Origin of the sequence: Planotetraspora mira (genome assembly GCF_016863275.1) — a bacterium.
Lineage (GTDB): Bacteria > Actinomycetota > Actinomycetes > Streptosporangiales > Streptosporangiaceae > Planotetraspora > Planotetraspora mira.
This window is the reverse complement of sequence record NZ_BOOO01000014.1, coordinates 54,488-74,859: the sequence shown is the minus strand read 5'-3', so window position 1 is coordinate 74,859 and position 20,372 is coordinate 54,488. Positions and strand designations below refer to the sequence as shown.

Sequence of the window (20,372 nt, the reverse complement as noted above, 5' to 3'; positions counted from 1 at the left end):
GAGGAGATCTCGTGACTCTGGGACGCGACGACACCGGCCTCATCCATCCCCCTCCCCGCCGCCGGCACCGGCTCTTCATCCCGGTCCTGGCTACGCTGGCCGCCTCCGCACTGACACTCGCGGTGGCCCCGAGCGCCGGCGCCGTGACCGGCACCACCGCCCGCACCGTGACCGGCACCACCGCCGGGACCACTGCCCGCATCACCGCCGGCACCACCGCCGTCGCGAAGGCGGCCGCCGTACCCACCGGCTTCACCACTGTGGTCAACGTCGGCAGCGGCAAGTGCGTGGACGCACGGGCCGCCGCCACCGCCAACGGCACGGCCGTGCAGCAGTACGCCTGCAACGGGACCGGCGCCCAGCTGTGGCAGTTCCAGGCGACCAGCGGCGGCTACTACCGCGTCAACGTGAGCACGAACACCGCCCAGGCCTGGGACGTCACCAACGTCTCCGCCGCCGACAACGCCCCCATCCAGCTGTGGAGCTACAGCGGCGGCAACAACCAGCAGTGGCAGCCCGTGGAGGAGGCGGGCGGCGCCTACCACTTCGTCAACCGCAACAGCGGCAAGTGCCTGGACGTGCCCGCCGCCTCCACCGCCGACAGCGTTCAGCTCGGGCAGTACACCTGCAACGGAACGGCGGCGCAGTCTTTCACCATGGGAACCCCCTCGACTCCCCCGCCGCCCCCCGGCACTCCCGACCTCGGGCCGAACGTCTCCGTCTTCGACCCGTCGATGCCCGCCTCGACCATCCAGAGCAGGCTGAACTCCGTGTTCGGCCAGCAGCAGAGCAACCAGTTCGGCAACAACCGCTACGCGCTGCTGTTCCGGCCCGGCTCCTACAACGTCGACGTCAACGTGGGCTTCTACACGCAGGTCCTCGGTCTCGGCATGTCCCCCGACAACGTCACCATCAACGGCGGCGTGCACGTCGAGGCCGACTGGTTCCAGGGCAACGCGACCCAGAACTTCTGGCGGGGCGCGGAGAACCTCTCAGTCAACCCGCCGTCTGGCACCGACAGGTGGGCCGTCTCGCAGGCTGCGCCGTACCGCAGGATGCACGTGCGGGGCAACCTCCGGCTCGACGACGGCGGATGGTCCAGCGGCGGCTTCATGTCCGACTCGAAGATCGACGGGCAGGTCAATTCCGGCAGCCAGCAGCAGTGGCTGACGCGTAACTCCCAGATCGGCAGCTGGACCGGCGAAAACTGGAACATCGTCTTCGCGGGCGTACCCGGCGCTCCCGGCACCACCTTCCCCAACCCGTCGTACACCACGCTCGGCACGACGCCGGTGGTGCGTGAGAAGCCGTTCCTGTACGTCGACCAGACGGGCGCCTACCAGGTCTTCGTGCCCGCGCTGCGGACCAACGCCCAAGGCGCGACCTGGACCGCGGGAACGTCGGCCGGCTCCTCGATCCCGATCGACCAGTTCTTCATCGCCAAGCCGGGCAACTCCGCCGCCGACATCAACGCCGCGCTCGCCCAGGGCAAGAACCTGCTGTTCACCCCCGGCATCTACCACCTCACCGACACGATCAGGGTGACCCGGGCCAACACGGTGGTGCTCGGACTCGGACTCGCCACGCTCCAGGCCGACAACGGCGTCATGGCCATGTCCGTGGCGGACGTCGACGGGGTGAAGGTGGCCGGCCTCCTCATCGAGGCGGGCACGACCAACTCGCCACTGCTGATGCAGGTCGGTCCTTCCGGTTCGGCGCAGAGCCACGCGGCCAACCCGACGTCGCTGCACGACGTGTTCTTCCGCATCGGCGGACCCATCGCGGGCAAGGCCACCCAGAGTCTCGTGATCAACAGCTCCGACGTGATCGGCGACCACATGTGGTTGTGGCGGGCCGACCACTCGGACAACTCCCACCCCGGCACGGTCGGCTGGACGGTCAACCCCGCCGACACCGGGCTGATCGTGAACGGCGACAACGTCACGATGTACGGCCTGTTCGTCGAGCATTACCAGAAGTATCAGGTGATCTGGAATGGCAACGGCGGCCGGACGTACTTCTTCCAGAACGAGCTCCCCTACGACCCGCCCAACCAGTCAGCCTGGATGAACGGCTCCACCCAGGGCTGGGCGGCCTACAAGGTGGGCAATTCGGTCACCAGCCACGAGGCATGGGGGCTCGGCAGCTACGCGTACTTCAACGTGAATCCGAGCGTGGTCGAGGCGCGCTCCTTCGAGGTGCCGAACACGCCGAACGTGAGATTCCACAGCTTGATCACCGTCTCGCTCGGCGGTACGGGAACGATCAGCCGCGTCATCAACAACACCGGCGACGCGGCCAACTCTTCGCACCTCGAATCCCCCTTGGTCAACTACCCGTAGAGGCACACAGGGCCCAGAGGTTCGGGTGGAGCCTGCGTCGTCCCGGCGACGCGGGCTTCCGCTGTCAGCGGCGGAAGACCGCACCAGGGGGACCGCGCATGTCTCCGACAGAGGCTTCGCGGGCGACCGCACCCTCGGGACGCCGGCACCGGGGGCATTCGTGTCCGGCACGATAGGAGTGACGGATCGCGGCCCCGCACCTGTGCCCCCACCTGCTCCGGGCTCCGCGCCCCAGCAGACCCTCGAACGTGCGATCGGGGCGGCCGGGACCACACTCGGGAACGGCGCCGATCCGCTCCTCCAGCCGGGCTTCGAGCCGGGATTCCACCCGGTCCCTGGAAAGCCGCTCCTCCTCCGGCGAGACGGCGGCGGGGAGCCGGACGACGAAGCGGGCACCACCCGCGGCCGCGTCGTCCACATCCAAGGTCCCCCCATGAGTTCTGACGATCTCCATGGCGATCGCCAAGCCGAGTCCCGCCCCGCCGTTACGACGGTCGCGGGCGGCGTCGAGCCGGGCGAAAGGCTGGAAGATCCGCTCGCGATCCGCGACGGCGATCCCCCTGCCGTCATCGGTGACGGACAACTCGGCCGCGTCACCGTCCCACCGCGCCTGAACGCGGATCGAGCTCCGGGCATGCCGATACGCGTTGTCCAGCAGGATCGCCAGCACGCGGCGGAGCTGGAAGCGGTCGACGTCGACGACGACCCCGGCGTCACCGTCCGCCACAGGGACCACTGACGTCTCATACCGATCCACGTGCCGCGAGACCTCGAGGCGGACCAGCTCCGCCAGATCGACCCGCTGCCGGTCGATGGGTGCGGCGGACTGGGCCCGTGCGAGCGTCAGCAGGTCGGTCACGATCGTCTGCAACCGGTCGACGTTCCCGAGCGCGCGATCGAGGAGCTCACACAGGTCGGTCTCCTCCGGGTGAAGCCGGGCCTCCTCCAGCTCGACGCGGAGCGCGGCCACCGGTGTGCAGAGTTCGTGGGCGGCGTCGGCGGCGAACCGGCACTGCGGCTCGGCCGCCGCAGGATCCGGAGGTGCTCCGATGACGCACTCACGGTCTGTCGGTGGGATCGAGCCGGTCATCGGTGGCTCCTTCCTCGGTCGGGCCCTGCCTACGGTCTGCCACCCTCCAGACAACCATCACCAAGCGGCCAATTACCCCCCTGAACAGGCCCTCTCTAGACACGGACCGCCAGGGCCACCCTCGGCCCCCCACGCATGGAAAAGTGAGGTGCGACACATACTGGACATATGGACCGCCTCGTGAGGCTGGGGGATTTCCTCCGCTCACGCCGAGCCCGCCTCCAACCCGTGGATGCGGGGACGGCGGCCTCCGCGCGCAGACGTGTCCCCGGCCTTCGGCGCGAGGAACTCGCCCGGCTCGCCGGCGTCAGCGTGGACTACTACACCCGGCTGGAGCAGGGCCGCAGCAAGAACGCCTCACCGGCGGTGCTCGACGCCATCGCCCGCGCGCTCCGGCTCAACGAGACCGAACGTGATCACCTGTTCGCGCTGGCCAGCCCCCTCCTCAACCCCATCCGTGGCCAGGCGGGAGCCCGGCAGCGGGTACCGCCCATAACCTACGAACTGATCGAGACGCTGGAGCACGCCGACATCCCGGCGTGCGTGCTCAGCCAGTGCCTGGACGTCCTGCTCGCCAACCGGACGTTCAGGGCCCTGATGAACTGGCCGGACGACAGGCAGGCCGGTGGCGGCAACCTCGCGAGATTCTGCTTCCTGGACCCGAGCGCCCACGATCTGTATCGCGACTGGGAGCACGTGGCGGCCGACATCACCGCCGTCCTCCATTTCGCCGTCGGGCGCAATCCCGGCGAGCCGAGGCTCAACGAGCTGATCGGGGAGTTGCTGCACGACGAGGATTTCCGGAGGGTGTGGGCCGCCCACCACGTCTACGAGAGCACCTCGGGAAACAAGCTCTACCACCATCCGATCGCTGGGGATTTCTCCCTCCACTACCAGATTCTGCGGCTCCCCGGAGAACCCGAGCAGTTCCTGTGCATGTCCACCGCCGCGCAGAAGTCTCCGTCCGCCGACGCTCTGACGCTGATCGCGAAGTGGGCCAAGACGCGGAGCGACCCTCGCCACGGCCAAAAGTGAAGCAAATCGCCCGCGCGCTCCGGCTCAACGAGGCCGAGCGCGAGCACCTGTTCGACCCGGCCGGACCCGTTCTCGACCACACCCACACCCCCGTTGTGCAGGCGGTGCATCCCTCGACCCACCAGTTGCTCGACGCACTCGACCGCGGCGACACCCCGGCATGCGTGCTCGGCCGCTACACGAACTTCCTGGCCACCAACCGGTTGTATCGGGCCTTGCTGATGTGGGACGACGGGCCGCCCCGGAATCGGAACCTGGCGCAGCTCACCTTCCTGGATGAGCGTTGCCGTCTGCTGCTCCGGAACTGGGACGTCGTGTCGGGCGACGTCACCGCCATGCTGCGGTTCGGCGTCGGCCGGCATCCTCAGGACCCCGCACTGCGCGAGCTGATCCAGGAACTCCTGACAGCCAGTGACCCCTTCCGCCGGCTGTGGGCCGTTCACAACGTCCACGACCGTCCCTCTGGAATCAAGTACTACCGCCACCCGATCGCCGGGGACTTCTCCGTCAACTACCAGGGCCTGACGCTGGCGGAGCCCGACCAGTACATGTGCGTCCACACCGCGGAACCCGAGTCGGCGTCCGCCGCCGCTCTGGCCCTGCTCGCGAAATGGGCCAGGACGCGGAGTGACCCTCATCACGACCAAAAGTGATGTAAAGCACATAATGGACACATGGACCACCCTGTGAAGCTGGGGGATTTCCTCCGCTCACGCCGAGCCCGCCTCAATCCCGAGGACGTCGGGATGGAGGTCCAGCGACATAGGCGTGTCCCCGGGCTGCGGCGCGAGGAACTCGCACAACTCGCCGGCGTCAGCGTCGACTACTACACCCGGCTGGAGCAGGGCCGCAGCAAGAACGCCTCCCCCGTGGTGCTCGACGCCATCGCCCGCGCGCTCCGGCTCAACGAGACCGAGCGCGAGCACCTGTTCGACCTGGCCAACCCCATCTGCACCCCCGCCCGCTGCGGGAAGGTCCCCCAGCAATGCGTGGACCCGGAGACCCTCGTCCTGCTCGACACCCTGGAGCGTGCCGACGCGCCGGCCGCCGTGATCGGTCTTCGCACGGACTTCCTGGCCGCCAACCTGCTGTTCCGGGCACTGATGATCGGATTCGACACCATGTCGGCCCGCGAACGCAACCTGGCCAGATACGTCTTCCTGGACCCCCGGTCCCGCGAACTCCATCGCGACTGGGCCATCGTGGCCGCCGACGCCACCGCCATGCTGCGCTTCTCCATCGGCAGGCATCCGAAGGACCCCCTGCTCCACGAGCTGACCAAGGAGCTCTGCCTGCACAGCGAGGACTTCCGGCGGATCTGGGACGAACATCACGTGCTCGCACGCATCTCCGGGGTCAAGCGCTACCGGCACCCGGCCGCCGGCGAGTTCACCCTCGGCTACCAGGCGCTCACCCTCCCCAGGGACGCGGACCAGATGTTGCTGGTCTACACCGTCGACCCCGCCTCGCCGTCCGGGACCGCCCTCCGGCTCCTCGCCAAGTGGGCCAGGGCCAACGATTCCGGCCAACGGGAGCTCATAGCCGCGCAATCTTGACATTCGACCTCAATGTCCGGTTAAGAACTCTGTGACGCGGCGGTGATATCGCATCGTTATCGTCACAGAAATGTCCATCAAGATCGGCAAGGCCCTGGCCGCCGGCGCCACCGTCGTCGCGGCGATCGGGCTCCTGGCCCCCAGCGCTCCCGCTACCGCATCTTCCGGCCACTCATCCTCCGGCCACTCGGTGAAGGTCACCGTGATGGCCAGCTCCGACATCCACGGCAACGCCGTCAACTGGGACTACTTCAAGAACGCCGAGTATGACGACAGCGCCCACAACGACGTCGGCCTGGCGAAGGTCTCGACCCTCGTCAAGCAGATCCGGGCCGACCGCGGCGCCGACCACACGCTGCTGTTCGACTCGGGTGACACCATCCAGGGCACCCCGCTCGACTACTACTACGCCAAGATGGAGCCGGTCACCACGACCGGGAAGATCCATCCCATGGCCAAGGCCATGAACGCCATCGGGTACGACGCGGTCACGCTCGGCAACCACGAGTTCAACTACGGCCTCCCTCTCCTGGCCAAGTGGATCGACCAGATGAAGGCCCCGGTCCTGGGGGCGAACGCGGTGTCCGCGCGGACCGGCCTTCCGGCGTATCAGCCCTTCGTCATCAAGACGATGAAGGTCAAGGGCGAAAAGCCGATCAAGGTCGGCGTGCTGGGGCTCACCAACCCGGGCATCGCGATCTGGGACAAGGCCAACGTCGAGGGCAAGCTGAAGTTCCTCGACCTGGTCGCGACCGCGAAGAAGTGGGTGCCGGTCCTGCGCGGCCTCGGCGCCGACGTGGTGCTCGTCACCGCGCACGCGGGCGACAACGGCATGTCGTCCTACGGCTCCGACCTCCCGGTGGAGAACGCCTCGGCCCTCGTCGCCGAGCAGGTCCCGGGAATCGACGCCGTCCTGTTCGGCCACGCCCACAACGACGTGCCGCAGCGGTTCGTGACCAACAAGGTCACCGGGCAGCAGGTGCTGCTCACCGAGCCCGGCAGGTGGGGCCAGCGGCTGTCGGTGGTCGACTTCACCCTCACCAAGCAGCGCGGCAGGTGGAGCGTCTCCGGCAAGTCGTCCACCACGCTGAACACCAACACGGTCCCCGAGGACCCGAAGATCGTCGCGCTCATGAAGGAGCAGCACGACAAGACGGTGGCCTACGTCAACCAGGTGATCGCCCAGTCGAAGGAGCAGTTGTCCGCCGCGGAGTCTCCGTACAAGGACACCCCGATCCTCGACTACATCCAGCAGGTCCAGACCGATCTGGTGAGCAAGGCCATCGCGGGTACGGCCGACGCCTCCCTGCCGGTGTTGTCGATCGCCGCGCCGTTCAGCCGCAGCGCGGTCTTCCCCGCGGGCCCGGTGAGCGTCCGTGACATGGCCGGCCTGTACGTCTACGACAACACGCTGCTCGGCGTGAAGCTGACCGGCGCCCAGGTCAAGGATTACCTGGAGTACTCCGCCAGGTACTTCGCCCAGGTCGCTCCCGGCGCCCCCATCGACCTCGGGAGCCTCACCAACGCCGGCGGCACCCCGGACTACAACTACGACCAGTTGTCCGGCGTGACGTACGACATCGACATCTCCAAGCCGGTGGGGCAGCGGATCGTCGGCCTGTCCTACCAGGGGCAGCCGGTCGCCGCCGACCAGCAGTTCGTCGTGGCGATCAACAACTACCGCCAGTCCGGCGGTGGCGGCTTCCCCGGTGTGACCACCGCCCCCGTGGTCTACAACGCCCAGGTGGAGATCCGTCAGGCGCTGATCGAGTACGCCACCGCGTCCGGCACCATCGATCCCGCCACCTTCGCCGACCCCAACTGGAAGCTCGTGCGCGAAGGCGTTCCGGTCTTCTAGCACCACACCCCGGGGACTCGGCGTGGATCTCCACACCGGGTCCCCGGCCTTTTACGGCATTTCGCTAATGTGATGCCGGGAGGTACCAATGGGATTCGTTTCACGCGGCTTTCGCGGCAGGCCCAGAGATGAGGGCGTGAAGCTGCCGCCAGGCCAGTATCTCGTTCACGATTTCCCGGTGTTGTCGGCCGGGCCGACTCCGCGGGTCCCGCTGGACCGATGGGAGTTCGCCATCGACACCGAGGACGGGCAGACGCACCGCTGGTCCTGGCAGGAGCTGATGGCCCTGCCCGCCGAGACCCCGACCGTCGACCTGCACTGCGTCACGAAATGGTCGAAGCTCGGCACCGACTGGAAGGGGGTGTCCCTCGACACCCTGTTCGCCGACGTCGAGTCGAGCGCCGAGTACGCCCTCGTCTACTCCTACGGCGGCTACACGACGAACCTCCCGGTCGAGGACCTGCTCGACGGCAAGGCGTGGATCGCCTACCAGTTCGACGGAGAGGAACTCGCGGCCGCGCACGGCGGGCCGGCCCGGCTCCTGGTCCCCCACCTCTATCTGTGGAAATCCGCGAAATGGGTCCAGGGCATCCGGCTCATGAACGAGGACTGGCCCGGATTCTGGGAGACGGCCGGCTACCACAATTACGGCGACCCGTGGCGCGAGCAGCGCTACCAGGGAGATTGAACAGCCGCAGGCTGGTCTGGCGCATCGCCAGGCTGGTCGAGATCCGTGACGAGACCCCGAGTGCGCGCACCCTGGTCCTCCAGATCCCCGGCTGGCCCGGCCACCTGGCCGGCCAGCACGTGGACGTACGGCTGACCGCCGAGGACGGCTACAGCACCCAGCGCAGCTACTCCATCGCCGCTCCCGCCGACGGAGAACGGGTCGAACTGACCGTCCAGCGGGTGCCCGACGGCGAGGTCTCGCCGTACCTGACCGAGGAACTCACCGTCGGCGACGAGGTGGAGATCCGCGGTCCGGTGGGCGGCTGGTTCGTGTGGCGGCCCAACGGCACCGCGCCCGTTCTGCTGGTCGCGGGCGGTTCGGGGATCGTGCCGCTGATGGCCATGATCCGCGCCCGCAGGCAGGCCGGCAGCCGCACGCCGTTCCGCCTCATCTACTCGCTCCGCGAGCCGGGCGAGCGCTACTACGCGGAGGAGTTGCGCCTGCCGCACCCCGGCCTGGACGTGACCTACCTCTACACCCGTGCCGTCCCCGACGGGTGGGCCCGCCCGGCCGGACGGCTCACCATCGCCGACATGAACACCGGCGGCTGGCCTGCGGATTTCGGGCCCGAGTGCTACATCTGCGGGCCGACCGGCTTCGTCGAGACGGCCTCCGACATCCTGCTCGCCATGGGCCACGACGCACGTGCGATCAAGACAGAACGATTCGGCCCCACCGGAGGGTGACATGACCGAACCCGCTCAGGACTCCTATCAGGACGGCAACGCCCTGGCCGGCCCGCTGCGAGAGATCTTCGCCGTCGACGTCACCGCGGCCGCCGGCCAGTGCGTCCACTGCGGCCTCGCCGGGCCCGTCGCCTCACTCCGGGTGTACGGCCCGGCCCCCGGCATGGTGGCACGCTGCCCCGGCTGCGACGAGGTGGTGCTCCGCCTTGTCCGCGGTCCCGACAGCGCGTGGCTCGACCTGCGCGGAACCGTTTCCCTGCGCATCCCCCTGCCCGGCCCGGGTGTGCCGGACGGGACCGGGGAGGGCCCGGCCTAGTACGGCAGGAGCCGCCCCTTGGGGGTCCGCAGGTCCAGCGCGAGCCTGCCTGCCGGCCGTCTCGGTCTGCGGACTCTGATCTGCCATCGCATGACGACTCCAGGGACGAAGTGTGCTTACCCTGGCCACGATGCCGGGCGCGAGCCCGGCCGTCTTCGGTGCCAGCCGCCATTTGTGACGCAGGCCAGCGGAGTTTGCGGCATTACCGTTAGCTGCAATGCCCCGGCCCTCCCCCTACGAGATCCTGGATTCATGGGCCTGCGCTGCCTGATCGTCGACGACAACGACCATTTCCTCGAGGTCGCGTGCGACGTGCTGGGCCGAGAGGGGATCGAGATCGTCGGCGTGGCGTCCACCCGGGCCGACGCCATCAGGCAGGCGGCGACGCTCCGCCCGGACGTCTTGCTGGTCGACATCAGCCTCGGCGACGAGTCCGGCCTGGATCTCGCCAGGGACCTCGCCTCGGGTGAAAGCGCGGAGACGTCGAGAGTCATCCTGATCTCCACCTACGCCGAAGGGGACCTGGTGGACATCATCACGGCGAGTCCCGCCATCGCCTTCCTGCCGAAGGCCAGATTGTCGGGCAGGGCGATCAACGAGATCATCCGGGCCGCCGAGCATCCCCCGGACCTGACCTCCCCAGACGGCGCCTCCCCCAACGGGCACTCTTCCTGGAGAGCCCGCGGCAAGCATCACCCCGGCCCGTATTAGCGGGAGTCGAGGAAGGTGATCACCGCGAGCACCCGGCGGTGGTCGTCCGCCGTCTCCGGCAGCCGCATCCTCGCCATGATGCTGCGCACGTGCTTCTCGACGGTGCCCTCCGTGATCCACAGCCTGTGGGCGATCCCGGCGTTCGACCGCCCTTCGGCCATCAGGGCGAGGACCTCGCGCTCACGCTCGGTGAGGAGTTCCAGCGGGTCGTTCCGGCGCCGGGCCGCGAAGAGCTCACGGACCAGAAGGGGATCGACGACCGAGCCGCCCGCGACGATCCGGTTGATCGTCTCGATGAAGTCCGTGATCGCCGTCACCCGGCTCTTGAGGAGGTAGCCGATCCGGTGGCCGGCGGCGAGCAACTCCATCGCCTGATCCACCTCGACGTGTGCCGACAGCAGGAGGATGCCCGTCCGCGGGAAGTCCTCCCTGATCATCTTGGCCGCCTCGAGCCCCTCGGTGGAGTGGCCGGGCGGCATCCGGATGTCGACGATGACCACATCGGGCTCGTGCTTGCTGACGATGTCGATCAGTTCGGGGGCGTCTCCCGCCTGGCCGACGACCTCGAACCCCGATCGTTCCAGCAGGCTCACCAGCCCCTCACGGAGCAGTACGTCATCGTCCGCGAGCGCTATCCGAGTCCGGGCAGGTACCGCCATTTCGTCGTCTCGCACCGGTCTGCGCCACCCCTCATCGGGCGGGTGCCACGAGGGCGATCGCATCGGCGCCTGAGAAGGTGGCCGCCCGATCTCCTCGGGCGGAGCCCGAGTATATTCAGTGACTGTGCGCGCACGACTGTTGTCGTCGTTGCTACGCCCAACGCGCCCACCCCTCATGACGGGGATACTGATAGGCGTTTTGTTGGTCGCGGTGGAGACCCTTGTTGCAAATCCACTGACGAAGGTCGCGCCACCGAGTTCCCTGAGCATAGTTTACTTGCCCGGCGTTCTGGCGGTCTCGGTCCTATGGGGGTGGGGGCTCGGGACGCTGACCGCGCTGGCCAGCGCGTTCGCCTTCGGCTACTTCCTCGTCCTGAGGATCTCCACGGGCCCGGAGTGGGTGGCTCTCGCCGTCTTCCTCGTCGTCGCGGTGTTGACCGGGTCCTTCGCGGCCCTGGCCCGCTCGGCGGCCGTCGACGCCGAGGAGCGCCGCAGGGAGGCCTCTCTGGCCGCCGAACTGGGCGGCCTGCTGCTGAACGCGGAGGATCTCTACGCGGCCCTCCGCGCCGCCTCCAGCCTGCTCGCCGTCGAGCTGGAAGCCCCCGGCCTGACGATCGAAATGGAACCGATCACGGACGACCGGCTGCGCACCGCCGTACAGCTCAGGGACGGCGGCAGGACGCTCGGCAGGGTGGCCGTCCCGAAGGACCTTCCCGAGCCGGCGCTTCAGCGTGTTCACGACCGTCTCCCCTGCTCGCTCAGCACCTTGCTGCGGGCGGCGCTCGACCGCGAGTCGATCACGAAGGCCCTGAAGACGAGCCATGACGAGCTCCAGCGGGTCGCGGACGAGCAGGCCGCACTGCGGCGCGTCGCGACGCTGGTCGCACACCGGGTGGCTCCGGAAGAGCTCTTCGGAGCCGTCGCCGATGAGATGGGCCGGGTCCTCAAGGTCGACCACACGGCGATAACCCGGTTCGACCCCGACGGAACGTTCATCGTGGTGGGCTCGTGGAGCGTTCGCGGTCCCGGCTTCGTGGTCCCTGAAGGGACACGCTGGTCCGCCGACGAACCGAGTGTGGCCGGCATGGTCCGTCAGACCCGGCGACCGGCCCGGATGACGGACTACGCCACCAATGCCGGCGCCGTCTTCGAGCAGTCCAGGAAGCACGGGGTCAATTCGGCGGTGGGCATCCCGATCGTCGTCGAGGGACGGCTGTGGGGCGCGACGGTCGCCCTGTCGGCGGAGCCCGACCCCCCGGCCTGTGTGGAGGCGCACATGCTGGAGTTCACCGAGCTCGTCGCCACCGCCATCGCGAACGCCCAGGTGCGCCAGCAACTCGCCGCGTCACGCGCCCGTGTGGTCGCGGCCGCCGACGAGACCCGCCGCAGGATCGAACGTGATCTGCACGACGGGACGCAGCAGCGGCTCATCTCCCTCGGACTGCGGCTGCGTTCGGTCGAGGCCGCCACCTCGCCGGAGATGACGGATCTCAGGAAGCAGCTGTCCTGCGCCTCCGACGACCTCGCGGGCGTCGTCGAGGATCTTCAGGAGCTGTCGCGCGGTCTGCATCCCGTGATCGTGTCCAGGGGAGGCCTCGCCTCGGCTCTGCGCACCCTCGCGCGCCGCTCAGCCGTACCGGTCGAGCTGAGCGTGAGCGCCCCGAGACGCCTGGCCGAGAACATCGAGGTGACCACCTACTACATCGTGTCGGAGGCGCTGACGAACGTGGCCAAGCACGCCAGGGCCACGATCGTCCACGTCGATCTCGCGATCGAGAAGTCCCGCCTCTGCCTGTCCGTCCGCGACGACGGGATCGGGGGTGCCGACCCCGTGCGGGGCTCGGGCCTCATCGGCCTGCGCGACCGCGTCGAGGTGCTCGGCGGGACCATGGAGATCTCGAGCCCGCCCGGCAGCGGGACGTCCCTGCTCGTGGCCATTCCGACTCCGCCGGACCACCCCGGCAAGGGCTAGTCGTCGCAGACGGGAATCCTGAAGACGAACCTGGCGCCGCCCCCCGGCGACTCGGCCGCCACCAGCGTGCCGCCGTGAGCGTGGGCGATGTCGCGCGCGATCGCCAGCCCGAGGCCGGTGCCGCCGTGGTTCCGGCTCCGCGCGGTGTCCAGCCGGGTGAACCGCTCGAAAATCCGCTCACGGTCGTCCGCCCCGATTCCCGGCCCGTCGTCGGTCACGGAGAGCTCGACGTAGCCGACGCCACGCCGCAGATAGACCTCAACGGCATGCCGTGCGTGCCGCTGGGCGTTGTCGACCAGGTTCATGAGCACGCGGACGATCTGAGGAAGGGCCGCGTGCACGGTCACCCCCGGCTCGACGTGCAGGCGGACGGGCAGCCGGTCGATCCGCCGGACGACCTCGCGCTCGACGAGTTCCGACAGGTCCACCCGGGTCCGCTCGGCGTCCCCTTCCGCCCCGACCCGGACCAGCAGGAGCAGATCGGTGGTGATCGATTCCAGCCTGTCCACGTCGTACAGCGTGTGGTCGAGCAGATCAGGCAGATCGGTCTCCGCGGGGTGGAGTCGGGCCTCCTCCAACTCGGCGCGAAGACCCGCAAGGGGGGTCCGCAGCTCGTGCGACGCGTCGGCGACGAACTGGCGCTGCCGGCCGAGCGCCTGGTCGGTGACCCGTTTGGCGTCCTCGATCCGGCCCAGCGTGCCGTTCACGGTCCGCGCCAGCCGGGCGATCTCGTCCTGGCCGGCCCACTCGGGCACCCTGGTGCTCAAGTCGTTGCCGTTGATGGCGGAGAGGTCGGCGCTGATGGCTTTCACCGGCTTGAGCGTGCGTCCCGTGATCACCCAGGTCGCCCAGGCGGCCAGGATGATCAGCAGGCCGTCCTGGAGGCCGAAGAACCGGCCGAACACCTCGGTCGAGTTCAGGCTCGCCGCCGGCCTGCCCGCGTAGACCACCGGCGAGTCCGCCTCAGGGTCGACGCGGAGAGCGGCGAGCCGGATGCAGCCCAGGTGAGCCGCCGACGTACAGGTCTCCACGTCCCGCTCGGGGTTGATCGGGGTCGGCCACACCTGGCTCAGGGCCGGCAGGCCACGAGCGCGCCGGGACGCGTCGACGACCTGATGGCCCGGATTCACGACCTGGATGAGGCCGACGCCCCCGACCGCCGGCCGCACAGGCTGGGACAGCCGCCCGAGGCGTACGGCCGCTGCGGTGAGGTCGGCCTGGCGCCGGGCCGACAGCCAGATGTCGTCCGTGACCGCCTGCCGTCCCACGGCGCCCTCGGCGAGCGCGGTCGGTATGAGCAGGAGGACGGCGAGAAGCGTGACCAGGGCGGTGATGCGGCCGCGGATGGACCGTGGCCGCATACGGGCCAGACGGCCTCGTATACCCGCCATTGATCTGGACCTTCCGCGCACCACACTTCCTCCTTGGTATTCCGTATACTGTATGCGATCTTCTTTTATCCGGCTTCACGGGGAGGGACTTACTGATGCCGACGGCCGTCGATGTTCATGACCTCGCCGCACCCGTGACGCGGGACCCAGGTCCGCCTGCGAGTGTTCGCGGCTCCAGGCCGCCTTCGCGCCGGCCCGGTGCAGACGCCAGGCGATGCGTCACCTGCTCGAATCCCGGACACAAGTCAACGGGTACGCAGCAATTCTAACAATTAACTGGATTCATTCAAGTAAAAGAACAGTTCCAATTTGGAGTGGAGACCGAGACACTCCGTCGTCCCCCTCTTACGTTGATCGCCTGTGATCTGGATGTGGTCGCTACTACGTACGACGCACCGCCTGACTTCCTGCCTGTTTGCGGAGATGGATATGAGCGACTTCCGCGTGACCGTTGAGACGCACCCGCCGTTCACGGTCGTCTCCGTCAGCGGGGAGATCGACATCATCACCGAGCCCGCGTTCCGCGCCCAGGTGGACGAACTCCTCGACCGGCCAGCGGTGCGACTGCTGTTCGATCTCACCGATCTCCGCTTCCTCGACAGCGCGGGACTCCGCGTCATCCTCGACGCGTACGGCCGGCTCGGGCGAGGCGACCGGGTGGCCGTCTGCGGCCTGCTGCCCAACATCCGGCGCCTGTTCCACATACTCGGCCTCACCGGCCGCCTCCCCATCTACCCCACCCTCGACGAAGCCCTGGCCTCAGCGTCAACCTCCGGATCAAGCTAAGGATCAAGCTCAAGCTCAAGCCCCCCCACCCAGAACCCCCACCCCCCCGCGTGATCATGCACAAGTTCGTGATCACACCCCCCGGCCAGCCCAAACCTTCCGCGTGATCATGCACAGGTTCGGCCGTACACGCCCTGACCTGCCCAGACCTCCGGCGTGATCATGCACAAGTTCGGTCACGTACGGCACGACCTGCGCGAACACCATTCGTGATCATGCGCATGTTCGGCTGTCTACGGCACCACCTGGACGAACATCGTCCGTGATCATGCACAACCTGCGACCCCGACCGCGATTTCAACCGCGGCCCCGGAAGAGCGCATGTCGTTCGCGTCCGGCAGCCGCCTTCCCAAATGCATGATCACGGACGATGTTTACGCAGGTCACACGGCACATTCCCGAACCTGCGCATGATCACGGCATACGTTTCCGCTGCTCAGGCACCGCGCCGGCGAGCCTGTGCATGATCACGCTCGGGGTCGTGGCCGGTCAGGGGGCGTGATCACGAACCTGTGCATGATCACGGCCAGCTGAGAGGAGGGGGACTACTGGAGGGGTAGTAGCCGAGGGGGAGGGCGTACTCCTTGGGCAGTAGGCGATGTGTCGCCGGGCGGCGGACGACGGGGCGACCCATGCCGGGACACCATCGCCACTGTTGGTCCACGTTGAAGGGAGCACGCCTTGCGCAAGGTCTATCTCGGCCTGGCCGGCCTGATGCTGGCCGCCGTCATGGTGCAGTGGTACCTCGCGGCCGTCGGCGCGTTCGACAAGCCGCAGGAGGACGACTCGTTCGCACTGCACAGCATGAACGGCATGATGATCATTCCGATCCTCTCGCTGCTGGCCACCGTGGCCGCGGCACTCTCCAAGGCGCCCGGCCGTACGATCGGGCTCACCATCCTCCCGCTCGGGCTGATCATCGTGCAGGTCTTGATCATCGCGCTCGGGAACGCCCTGAACGACAGCTCGGGCAACACCACCCCTGCCTCACTCGCGGTCCTCGGACTGCACGCGATCAACGGAATGGCGATCGCGGCGGTCTCGGCCATGGTGTTCCGCCAGGCACGACGACTCGCCATGGGCACGGCTGCGGGCGACACGCGGAACACGGCGGCGCACGCCTCATGACCACCGCTCTGCTCATGACGCTCGACCTGCTCGCCGCGGTTCTGGCCGCGGCGACGTGGCTGGGAGCCGGCGTGGCGGCCGCGTCCCGTCGCCCGAGGACGGCGCTCGCCCTCCTCGCGGCGGCGGTGCTCGCCTCGCTCGCCCGTGCGGGCGTCGTGGGCGGGCTCGCCGGCGCCGGCTGGTGGTTCGTCCAGGAGAAGGTCACGGTCGCCCTGCCGCTGCTCCTGGTCACCGGGGTGGCCGCGACCGCACTGGCCGCTCCCCCGTTGGTCAGGGCGGCCCGTTCCCAGGCGGATGCCGGCGCCGCCGGATCGCCCGCCGTCGTCGTGGCGCTGCTGGGCGCGGGATACGCGGCGGCAGGCGGTCTGGCCGTCACGTTGCTGATGGGCTACCCCGCGACCTTGAGCACCGCCCTCGTCACCGTGGCCGTCGTCGCCGTCGCCATGCTGGTCACCTGGCGGATCGTCGCGGGTCCCGGCCGATCGCCGCGGATCGTCATCGCGATCACGCTCGTGACTGGCCTGGCGGGTACGGGGCTCGCCTTCTTCCCCTCCCCGGCGATGGACGACGGCCTCGACCACACCCTGAGCCACAGTGGCATGGGTCATCTCGCGATGGCCGCCGGCTCCCCGGCGAAACCGCAGGGCCGGCCGGTGACCTCGTTACGAGGGCCGGCCACACCCGCGGCGGGCGGCGTCGTCCGCCGCTACACGCTCTCCGCGGAGACCGCCGCCATCACCCTGTCGTCCGGGCGGAAGGTCGACGCGTGGACCTTCAACGGTCAGGTCCCCGGCCCGCCGATCACGGCGAACGTGGGCGATCTCGTCGAGGTGCGGCTGCGCAACGCGAACATCCGGTCGGGGGTGACGTTGCACTGGCACGGCTACGACGTACCGGCTGGTGAGGACGGCGTGCCGGGGCTCACCCAGGAAGCGGTCCTCCCCGGGCAGGAGTTCGTCTACCGGTTCCTCGCCGACCGGCAGGGGACCTTCTGGTACCACACCCATGAGGTCTCCGACCTCGGCGTCAGGATGGGCCTGTACGGCACGCTGGTCGTCGGCCCACCCTCGGCGGGCGTCGATCTGACCCTCCCCGTCCACACGTTCGCGGGCCGGACGGTCTTCGGCGACCACGACCAGCCGCTCGACCAGCGCGTCGCTCCTGGAACACCGGTACGGCTGCGCCTCATCAACACCGACAACACCCCGCACCGGTTCACCCTCACCGGAACGCCGTACCGGCTCGTCGCCGTCGACGGCACCGACCTGAACGGCCCGGGCGAACTCGACCGGATGGGCCTGCGCCTGCCCGCCGGCGGCCGGTACGACCTGACCTTCGTCATGCCCGCCGCCCGTGACGTCGTGCTGAACACCGACGACCGAACCCCGTCCGTACGGCTCACGCGGCAGGCCGCCGCGACGTCGACGACAGCCAGCGCGACAGCCGGCACGGCGGCCAACGCGACGGCCAGTGCGACTGAGGACGCGAAAGAGGACACGACCGGCTGGCCCGACCTGGATCTCACCACGTACGGCACGCCCGCCACGACGCCGATAACCGCGGCGGACACGTTCGACCGCCGGTTCACCCTCGTGCTCGACCGCGGCCTCTCCCTGGCCGGTGGGCGGCCGATGTACGCGTACACGGTCAACGGGCACGCGTTCCCCTCGATCCCGACCGAGGTCGTGTCGACCGGCGATCTCGTCCGCCTCACCGTGGTCAACCGGAGCCGCGACATCCACCCGTGGCACCTGCACGGTCATCGTGTCCTGGTGCTCTCCCGCGACGGGCGGGCACCGACCGGCAGCCCCTTGTGGCTGGACACCTTCGACCTGCAGCCCGGCGAGGTGTGGGAGGTCGCCTTCCGCGCCACCAACCCCGGCCTGTGGATGAACCACTGCCACAACCTCGTCCACGCCGACCAGGGCATGGCCCTGCACCTGGCGTACGAAGGGGTCACCACGCCGTTCCACGGGGCGCACGGCGGCTAGGTCGTGGATCTCCCAAGAGCGCGGTCGTCTAGTGGAACGTCTTCACCAGCGCACTGCGCTCGCGGGAGTCGAGATCTCCGACGTGGCTCCTGCCGTCGACGCCGATGGCCGCCAGCAGGGCGCCGACCTCGGCCGAGCCGTGGCCGGGCAGATGCCGCAGGATCCACAGGACGCCGACCCGGCCCGCCACGCCGGAATCGTCCCGGAGCACGTCGGCGAGGCTCATCCGGCCGGAGGCCACGGCGGTACCGAGGTCCGCGCGGGTCATCGGGGACGACGTGCTCTCCGGCGTGGCCGTGGGCGTGATCGAGGCGCTCGCCACCGGATGCCCGTCCTGCTCACGGTGGGCGCGCACGCCGTGAGCGGCCACGAGGACGACGCCTCCGGTCACGACGATCGCGGCCGCCGCGTCCAGGTGGCGCTTGGACAGGAAGCCCCGCTCGTGCCTGCTGGCGGCGTGCTGCATGCCGGCGATGGCCGTACGCAGCGCGACTCCCGTCACCATGCCCAGCAGGATCGGCACCACCTGGCCGGGAAGCGGGCTGAAGGTCGCGGTGAGGACACCCACGGCCGGGCTCACGCAGGCGACGACCAGCCACGGAGTCAGGCGCTGCCCGCCCACGTCGAGCAGTGCCGCCAGGGCCAGCCCCTCACTGGCTGAGTGGACCATCAGCGCGACGACCACGACCAGGGAGGCGTTCAGCGCCAAAGTGGCCCCCTCGATCGCCCGGTGCAGGGTGAGCGCGGCCGCGGTCTCCATTCCGCCGAAGACGGCGGCGCCGACCGCGTCCCGCATACGACGGTGCCGCCCGGGCGCGTGCTCGGCGACGCGCTGCCGTACGGTCTCCAGGTCGCAGGCGCAGGACTTGTGGCTGTAGTGCGTGATCACGAGGAAGCCGAAGGCCGCCGCCAGTCCCACGGCCCACAGGGGGACGCCGCTGGCGACCGCGTCGCTCCATGCGTCGGGCAGCAGGTCGACGAGGGCCGTGACCAGCATCAACGCCGACGTGATCGCCAGCCATGCCGTCAGCCGCCGGGAATTGCGCCGTGCGAGCCAGGCTCCGGCGACGGTGGACACGCAGACCAGGAGCACGGCCGTCCAGGTGCGCCCCGACACCGGAGGCAGCATCGTCGCCACGGCGCGGGTCCAGTCGGCTGAGGGCATGTCGCAACCACTCCTCGAAGACGCGGCGGCCACTCCGGGGAGATCTTCTTGACCGTCCCTTGGGCGGCCGCCGCTGTCTGGATCCCCCCGGAAGCCGTCCCGGGAAACACCGTGGTCCGCAAAGAAAAGAGCCGTCGAGAATGGCGACTTTCGCGGACATCTCGCCGCTCGCTCGTCATTAAACGGTAAAGAAATCCCGCGCGGACGGACCGGCGTGTAAACAGAGAGTAACTGGTCAACAACCCAGAGTGATAACGCGTCCGAAGGGAGCCACCGTGGCAATCGTCAAGCGGATCATCCCCGCCCTGACCCTGTGCGCCACCGCGGGGTTGCTCATGATCGCCGCCGCGCCCGCCCGGGCCGCCGACAGGCCCATCGACGAACCGGCCGCCGTCGCGCCCGTCGCCAAGCCCGTGCTCGAACCGTACCGGCCACCCCTGTCGTGCACCTACCAGGTGGTCAAGGTCCGCCCGTCGAGCTTCCTCAACGTCAGGCAGGGGCCGGGCCTCCGCTACCGGCCCGTCGGCGACCTCACGGTGGCCGACGGGCGCTTCGCGGGGGCGTGCGGCGCCTCCCACGGCTGGGTGGCGCTGAAGTCCTCCTCCGGCAGGATCGGGTGGGCCTCCGCCGGCTACCTGTACCGGATCCCCACACCCCACCCATCGGTCGTACGGCGTCCCGCGCTCTCCTGCACCTACCGGGTCGCCAACCTGCGCAAGGGCAGCCACCTCCAGGTGAGGCGGGGGCCGGGCCTCGCCTACGAGCGGGTCGGGACGCTCGGCCAGGCCGACGGCCGCTTCGCCGGAGCGTGCAGCGCCTGGCGCGGCTGGGTCGCGGTCACGTCCTCCAACGGCCGGCCGGGCTGGGCCTCGTCGCGCTACCTCCAGAAATAGGCCGGAACACCCTTCCCGGCCCGCACCAAGAACCATCCACCCCGCGTTTCCCGCCCCCGGCCT

Annotated in this window: 18 protein-coding genes and 1 pseudogene; 14 read left to right on the top strand and 5 right to left on the bottom strand. The window is 69.1% G+C overall.

The window, feature by feature from the left end; genetic code table 11:
* The first annotated feature begins 11 nt into the window (after nucleotides 1–11).
* On the top strand, nucleotides 12–2,342 hold the full coding sequence (locus tag Pmi06nite_RS13505; RefSeq protein ID WP_203953312.1) for an RICIN domain-containing protein: 2,331 nt from the start codon (nucleotides 12–14) through the stop codon (nucleotides 2,340–2,342).
* A gap of 64 nt (nucleotides 2,343–2,406) precedes the next feature.
* Here Pmi06nite_RS13505 and Pmi06nite_RS13500 read toward each other — a convergent pair whose 3' ends face one another.
* Together Pmi06nite_RS13500 and Pmi06nite_RS42975 are read right to left on the bottom strand one after the other, a co-directional pair.
* The gene (locus Pmi06nite_RS13500; RefSeq protein WP_373317296.1) at nucleotides 2,407–3,201 is read right to left on the bottom strand and encodes a sensor histidine kinase; all 795 of its coding nucleotides are present in this window, start codon (nucleotides 3,199–3,201) and stop codon (nucleotides 2,407–2,409) included.
* Nucleotides 3,178–3,432: pseudogene (locus tag Pmi06nite_RS42975) on the bottom strand (histidine kinase dimerization/phospho-acceptor domain-containing protein); the annotation flags it as partial. The pseudogene Pmi06nite_RS42975 and the gene Pmi06nite_RS13500, both read right to left, overlap by 24 nt.
* A 168-nt stretch (nucleotides 3,433–3,600) precedes the next feature.
* On the opposite strand from Pmi06nite_RS42975, the gene Pmi06nite_RS13495 reads away from it, so the two are divergent.
* From Pmi06nite_RS13495 to Pmi06nite_RS13460, 8 genes are all read left to right on the top strand, one after another.
* On the top strand, nucleotides 3,601–4,467 hold the full coding sequence (locus tag Pmi06nite_RS13495) for a helix-turn-helix transcriptional regulator (protein WP_203953310.1): 867 nt from the start codon (nucleotides 3,601–3,603) through the stop codon (nucleotides 4,465–4,467).
* Entirely contained in the window at nucleotides 4,464–5,120 is a 657-nt protein-coding gene (locus tag Pmi06nite_RS13490; RefSeq protein ID WP_203953309.1) for an MmyB family transcriptional regulator, read from the top strand. The genes Pmi06nite_RS13495 and Pmi06nite_RS13490 overlap by 4 nt, the downstream gene beginning before the upstream one ends.
* Nucleotides 5,121–5,141: 21 nt before the next feature.
* Nucleotides 5,142–6,023, top strand: a complete 882-nt coding sequence (locus Pmi06nite_RS13485; RefSeq protein WP_203953308.1) for a helix-turn-helix transcriptional regulator — start codon at nucleotides 5,142–5,144, stop codon at nucleotides 6,021–6,023.
* A gap of 70 nt (nucleotides 6,024–6,093) precedes the next feature.
* The gene (locus Pmi06nite_RS13480; protein WP_203953307.1) at nucleotides 6,094–7,881 is read left to right on the top strand and encodes a bifunctional metallophosphatase/5'-nucleotidase; all 1,788 of its coding nucleotides are present in this window, start codon (nucleotides 6,094–6,096) and stop codon (nucleotides 7,879–7,881) included.
* An 88-nt stretch (nucleotides 7,882–7,969) separates the two neighbouring features.
* Nucleotides 7,970–8,569 (top strand): molybdopterin-dependent oxidoreductase, encoded by a 600-nt coding sequence (locus Pmi06nite_RS13475; protein WP_203953306.1) that lies wholly within the window; start codon nucleotides 7,970–7,972, stop codon nucleotides 8,567–8,569.
* The gene (locus Pmi06nite_RS13470) at nucleotides 8,566–9,297 is read left to right on the top strand and encodes a ferredoxin reductase (protein WP_239113878.1); all 732 of its coding nucleotides are present in this window, start codon (nucleotides 8,566–8,568) and stop codon (nucleotides 9,295–9,297) included. Before Pmi06nite_RS13475 ends, Pmi06nite_RS13470 begins: the two co-directional genes overlap by 4 nt.
* 1 nt (nucleotide 9,298) lies before the next feature.
* Nucleotides 9,299–9,613, top strand: coding sequence for a DUF6510 family protein (locus tag Pmi06nite_RS13465; protein ID WP_203953304.1), 315 nt, complete (start codon nucleotides 9,299–9,301; stop codon nucleotides 9,611–9,613).
* Between the two features lie 252 nt (nucleotides 9,614–9,865).
* Entirely contained in the window at nucleotides 9,866–10,324 is a 459-nt protein-coding gene (locus Pmi06nite_RS13460) for a response regulator (RefSeq protein WP_203953303.1), read from the top strand.
* On the opposite strand, the gene Pmi06nite_RS13455 is transcribed toward Pmi06nite_RS13460, so the two are convergent.
* On the bottom strand, nucleotides 10,321–10,998 hold the full coding sequence (locus Pmi06nite_RS13455) for a response regulator transcription factor (RefSeq protein ID WP_239113877.1): 678 nt from the start codon (nucleotides 10,996–10,998) through the stop codon (nucleotides 10,321–10,323). The genes Pmi06nite_RS13460 and Pmi06nite_RS13455 overlap by 4 nt on opposite strands.
* A gap of 160 nt (nucleotides 10,999–11,158) precedes the next feature.
* On the opposite strand from Pmi06nite_RS13455, the gene Pmi06nite_RS13450 reads away from it, so the two are divergent.
* Entirely contained in the window at nucleotides 11,159–12,955 is a 1,797-nt protein-coding gene (locus tag Pmi06nite_RS13450) for a sensor histidine kinase (RefSeq protein WP_239113876.1), read from the top strand.
* Here Pmi06nite_RS13450 and Pmi06nite_RS13445 read toward each other — a convergent pair.
* Entirely contained in the window at nucleotides 12,952–14,316 is a 1,365-nt protein-coding gene (locus Pmi06nite_RS13445) for a sensor histidine kinase (protein WP_239113875.1), read from the bottom strand. The genes Pmi06nite_RS13450 and Pmi06nite_RS13445 overlap by 4 nt on opposite strands.
* A gap of 459 nt (nucleotides 14,317–14,775) precedes the next feature.
* Here Pmi06nite_RS13445 and Pmi06nite_RS13440 point away from each other — a divergent pair, with 459 nt between their 5' ends.
* From Pmi06nite_RS13440 to Pmi06nite_RS13430, 3 genes are all read left to right on the top strand, one after another.
* Complete coding sequence (locus Pmi06nite_RS13440) at nucleotides 14,776–15,132, top strand: anti-sigma factor antagonist (protein ID WP_203953300.1); 357 nt, start codon at nucleotides 14,776–14,778, stop codon at nucleotides 15,130–15,132.
* 681 nt (nucleotides 15,133–15,813) lie between these two features.
* Nucleotides 15,814–16,260 (top strand): DUF6220 domain-containing protein, encoded by a 447-nt coding sequence (locus Pmi06nite_RS13435; RefSeq protein ID WP_203953299.1) that lies wholly within the window; start codon nucleotides 15,814–15,816, stop codon nucleotides 16,258–16,260.
* On the top strand, nucleotides 16,257–18,251 hold the full coding sequence (locus Pmi06nite_RS13430) for a multicopper oxidase family protein (protein WP_203953298.1): 1,995 nt from the start codon (nucleotides 16,257–16,259) through the stop codon (nucleotides 18,249–18,251). The genes Pmi06nite_RS13435 and Pmi06nite_RS13430 overlap by 4 nt, the downstream gene beginning before the upstream one ends.
* A 28-nt stretch (nucleotides 18,252–18,279) precedes the next feature.
* Here Pmi06nite_RS13430 and Pmi06nite_RS13425 read toward each other — a convergent pair whose 3' ends face one another.
* Complete coding sequence (locus tag Pmi06nite_RS13425; protein WP_203953297.1) at nucleotides 18,280–19,416, bottom strand: ZIP family metal transporter; 1,137 nt, start codon at nucleotides 19,414–19,416, stop codon at nucleotides 18,280–18,282.
* A 275-nt stretch (nucleotides 19,417–19,691) separates the two neighbouring features.
* Here Pmi06nite_RS13425 and Pmi06nite_RS13420 point away from each other — a divergent pair, with 275 nt between their 5' ends.
* Entirely contained in the window at nucleotides 19,692–20,309 is a 618-nt protein-coding gene (locus Pmi06nite_RS13420) for an SH3 domain-containing protein (protein WP_203953296.1), read from the top strand.
* The last annotated feature ends 63 nt before the right edge of the window (nucleotides 20,310–20,372 follow it).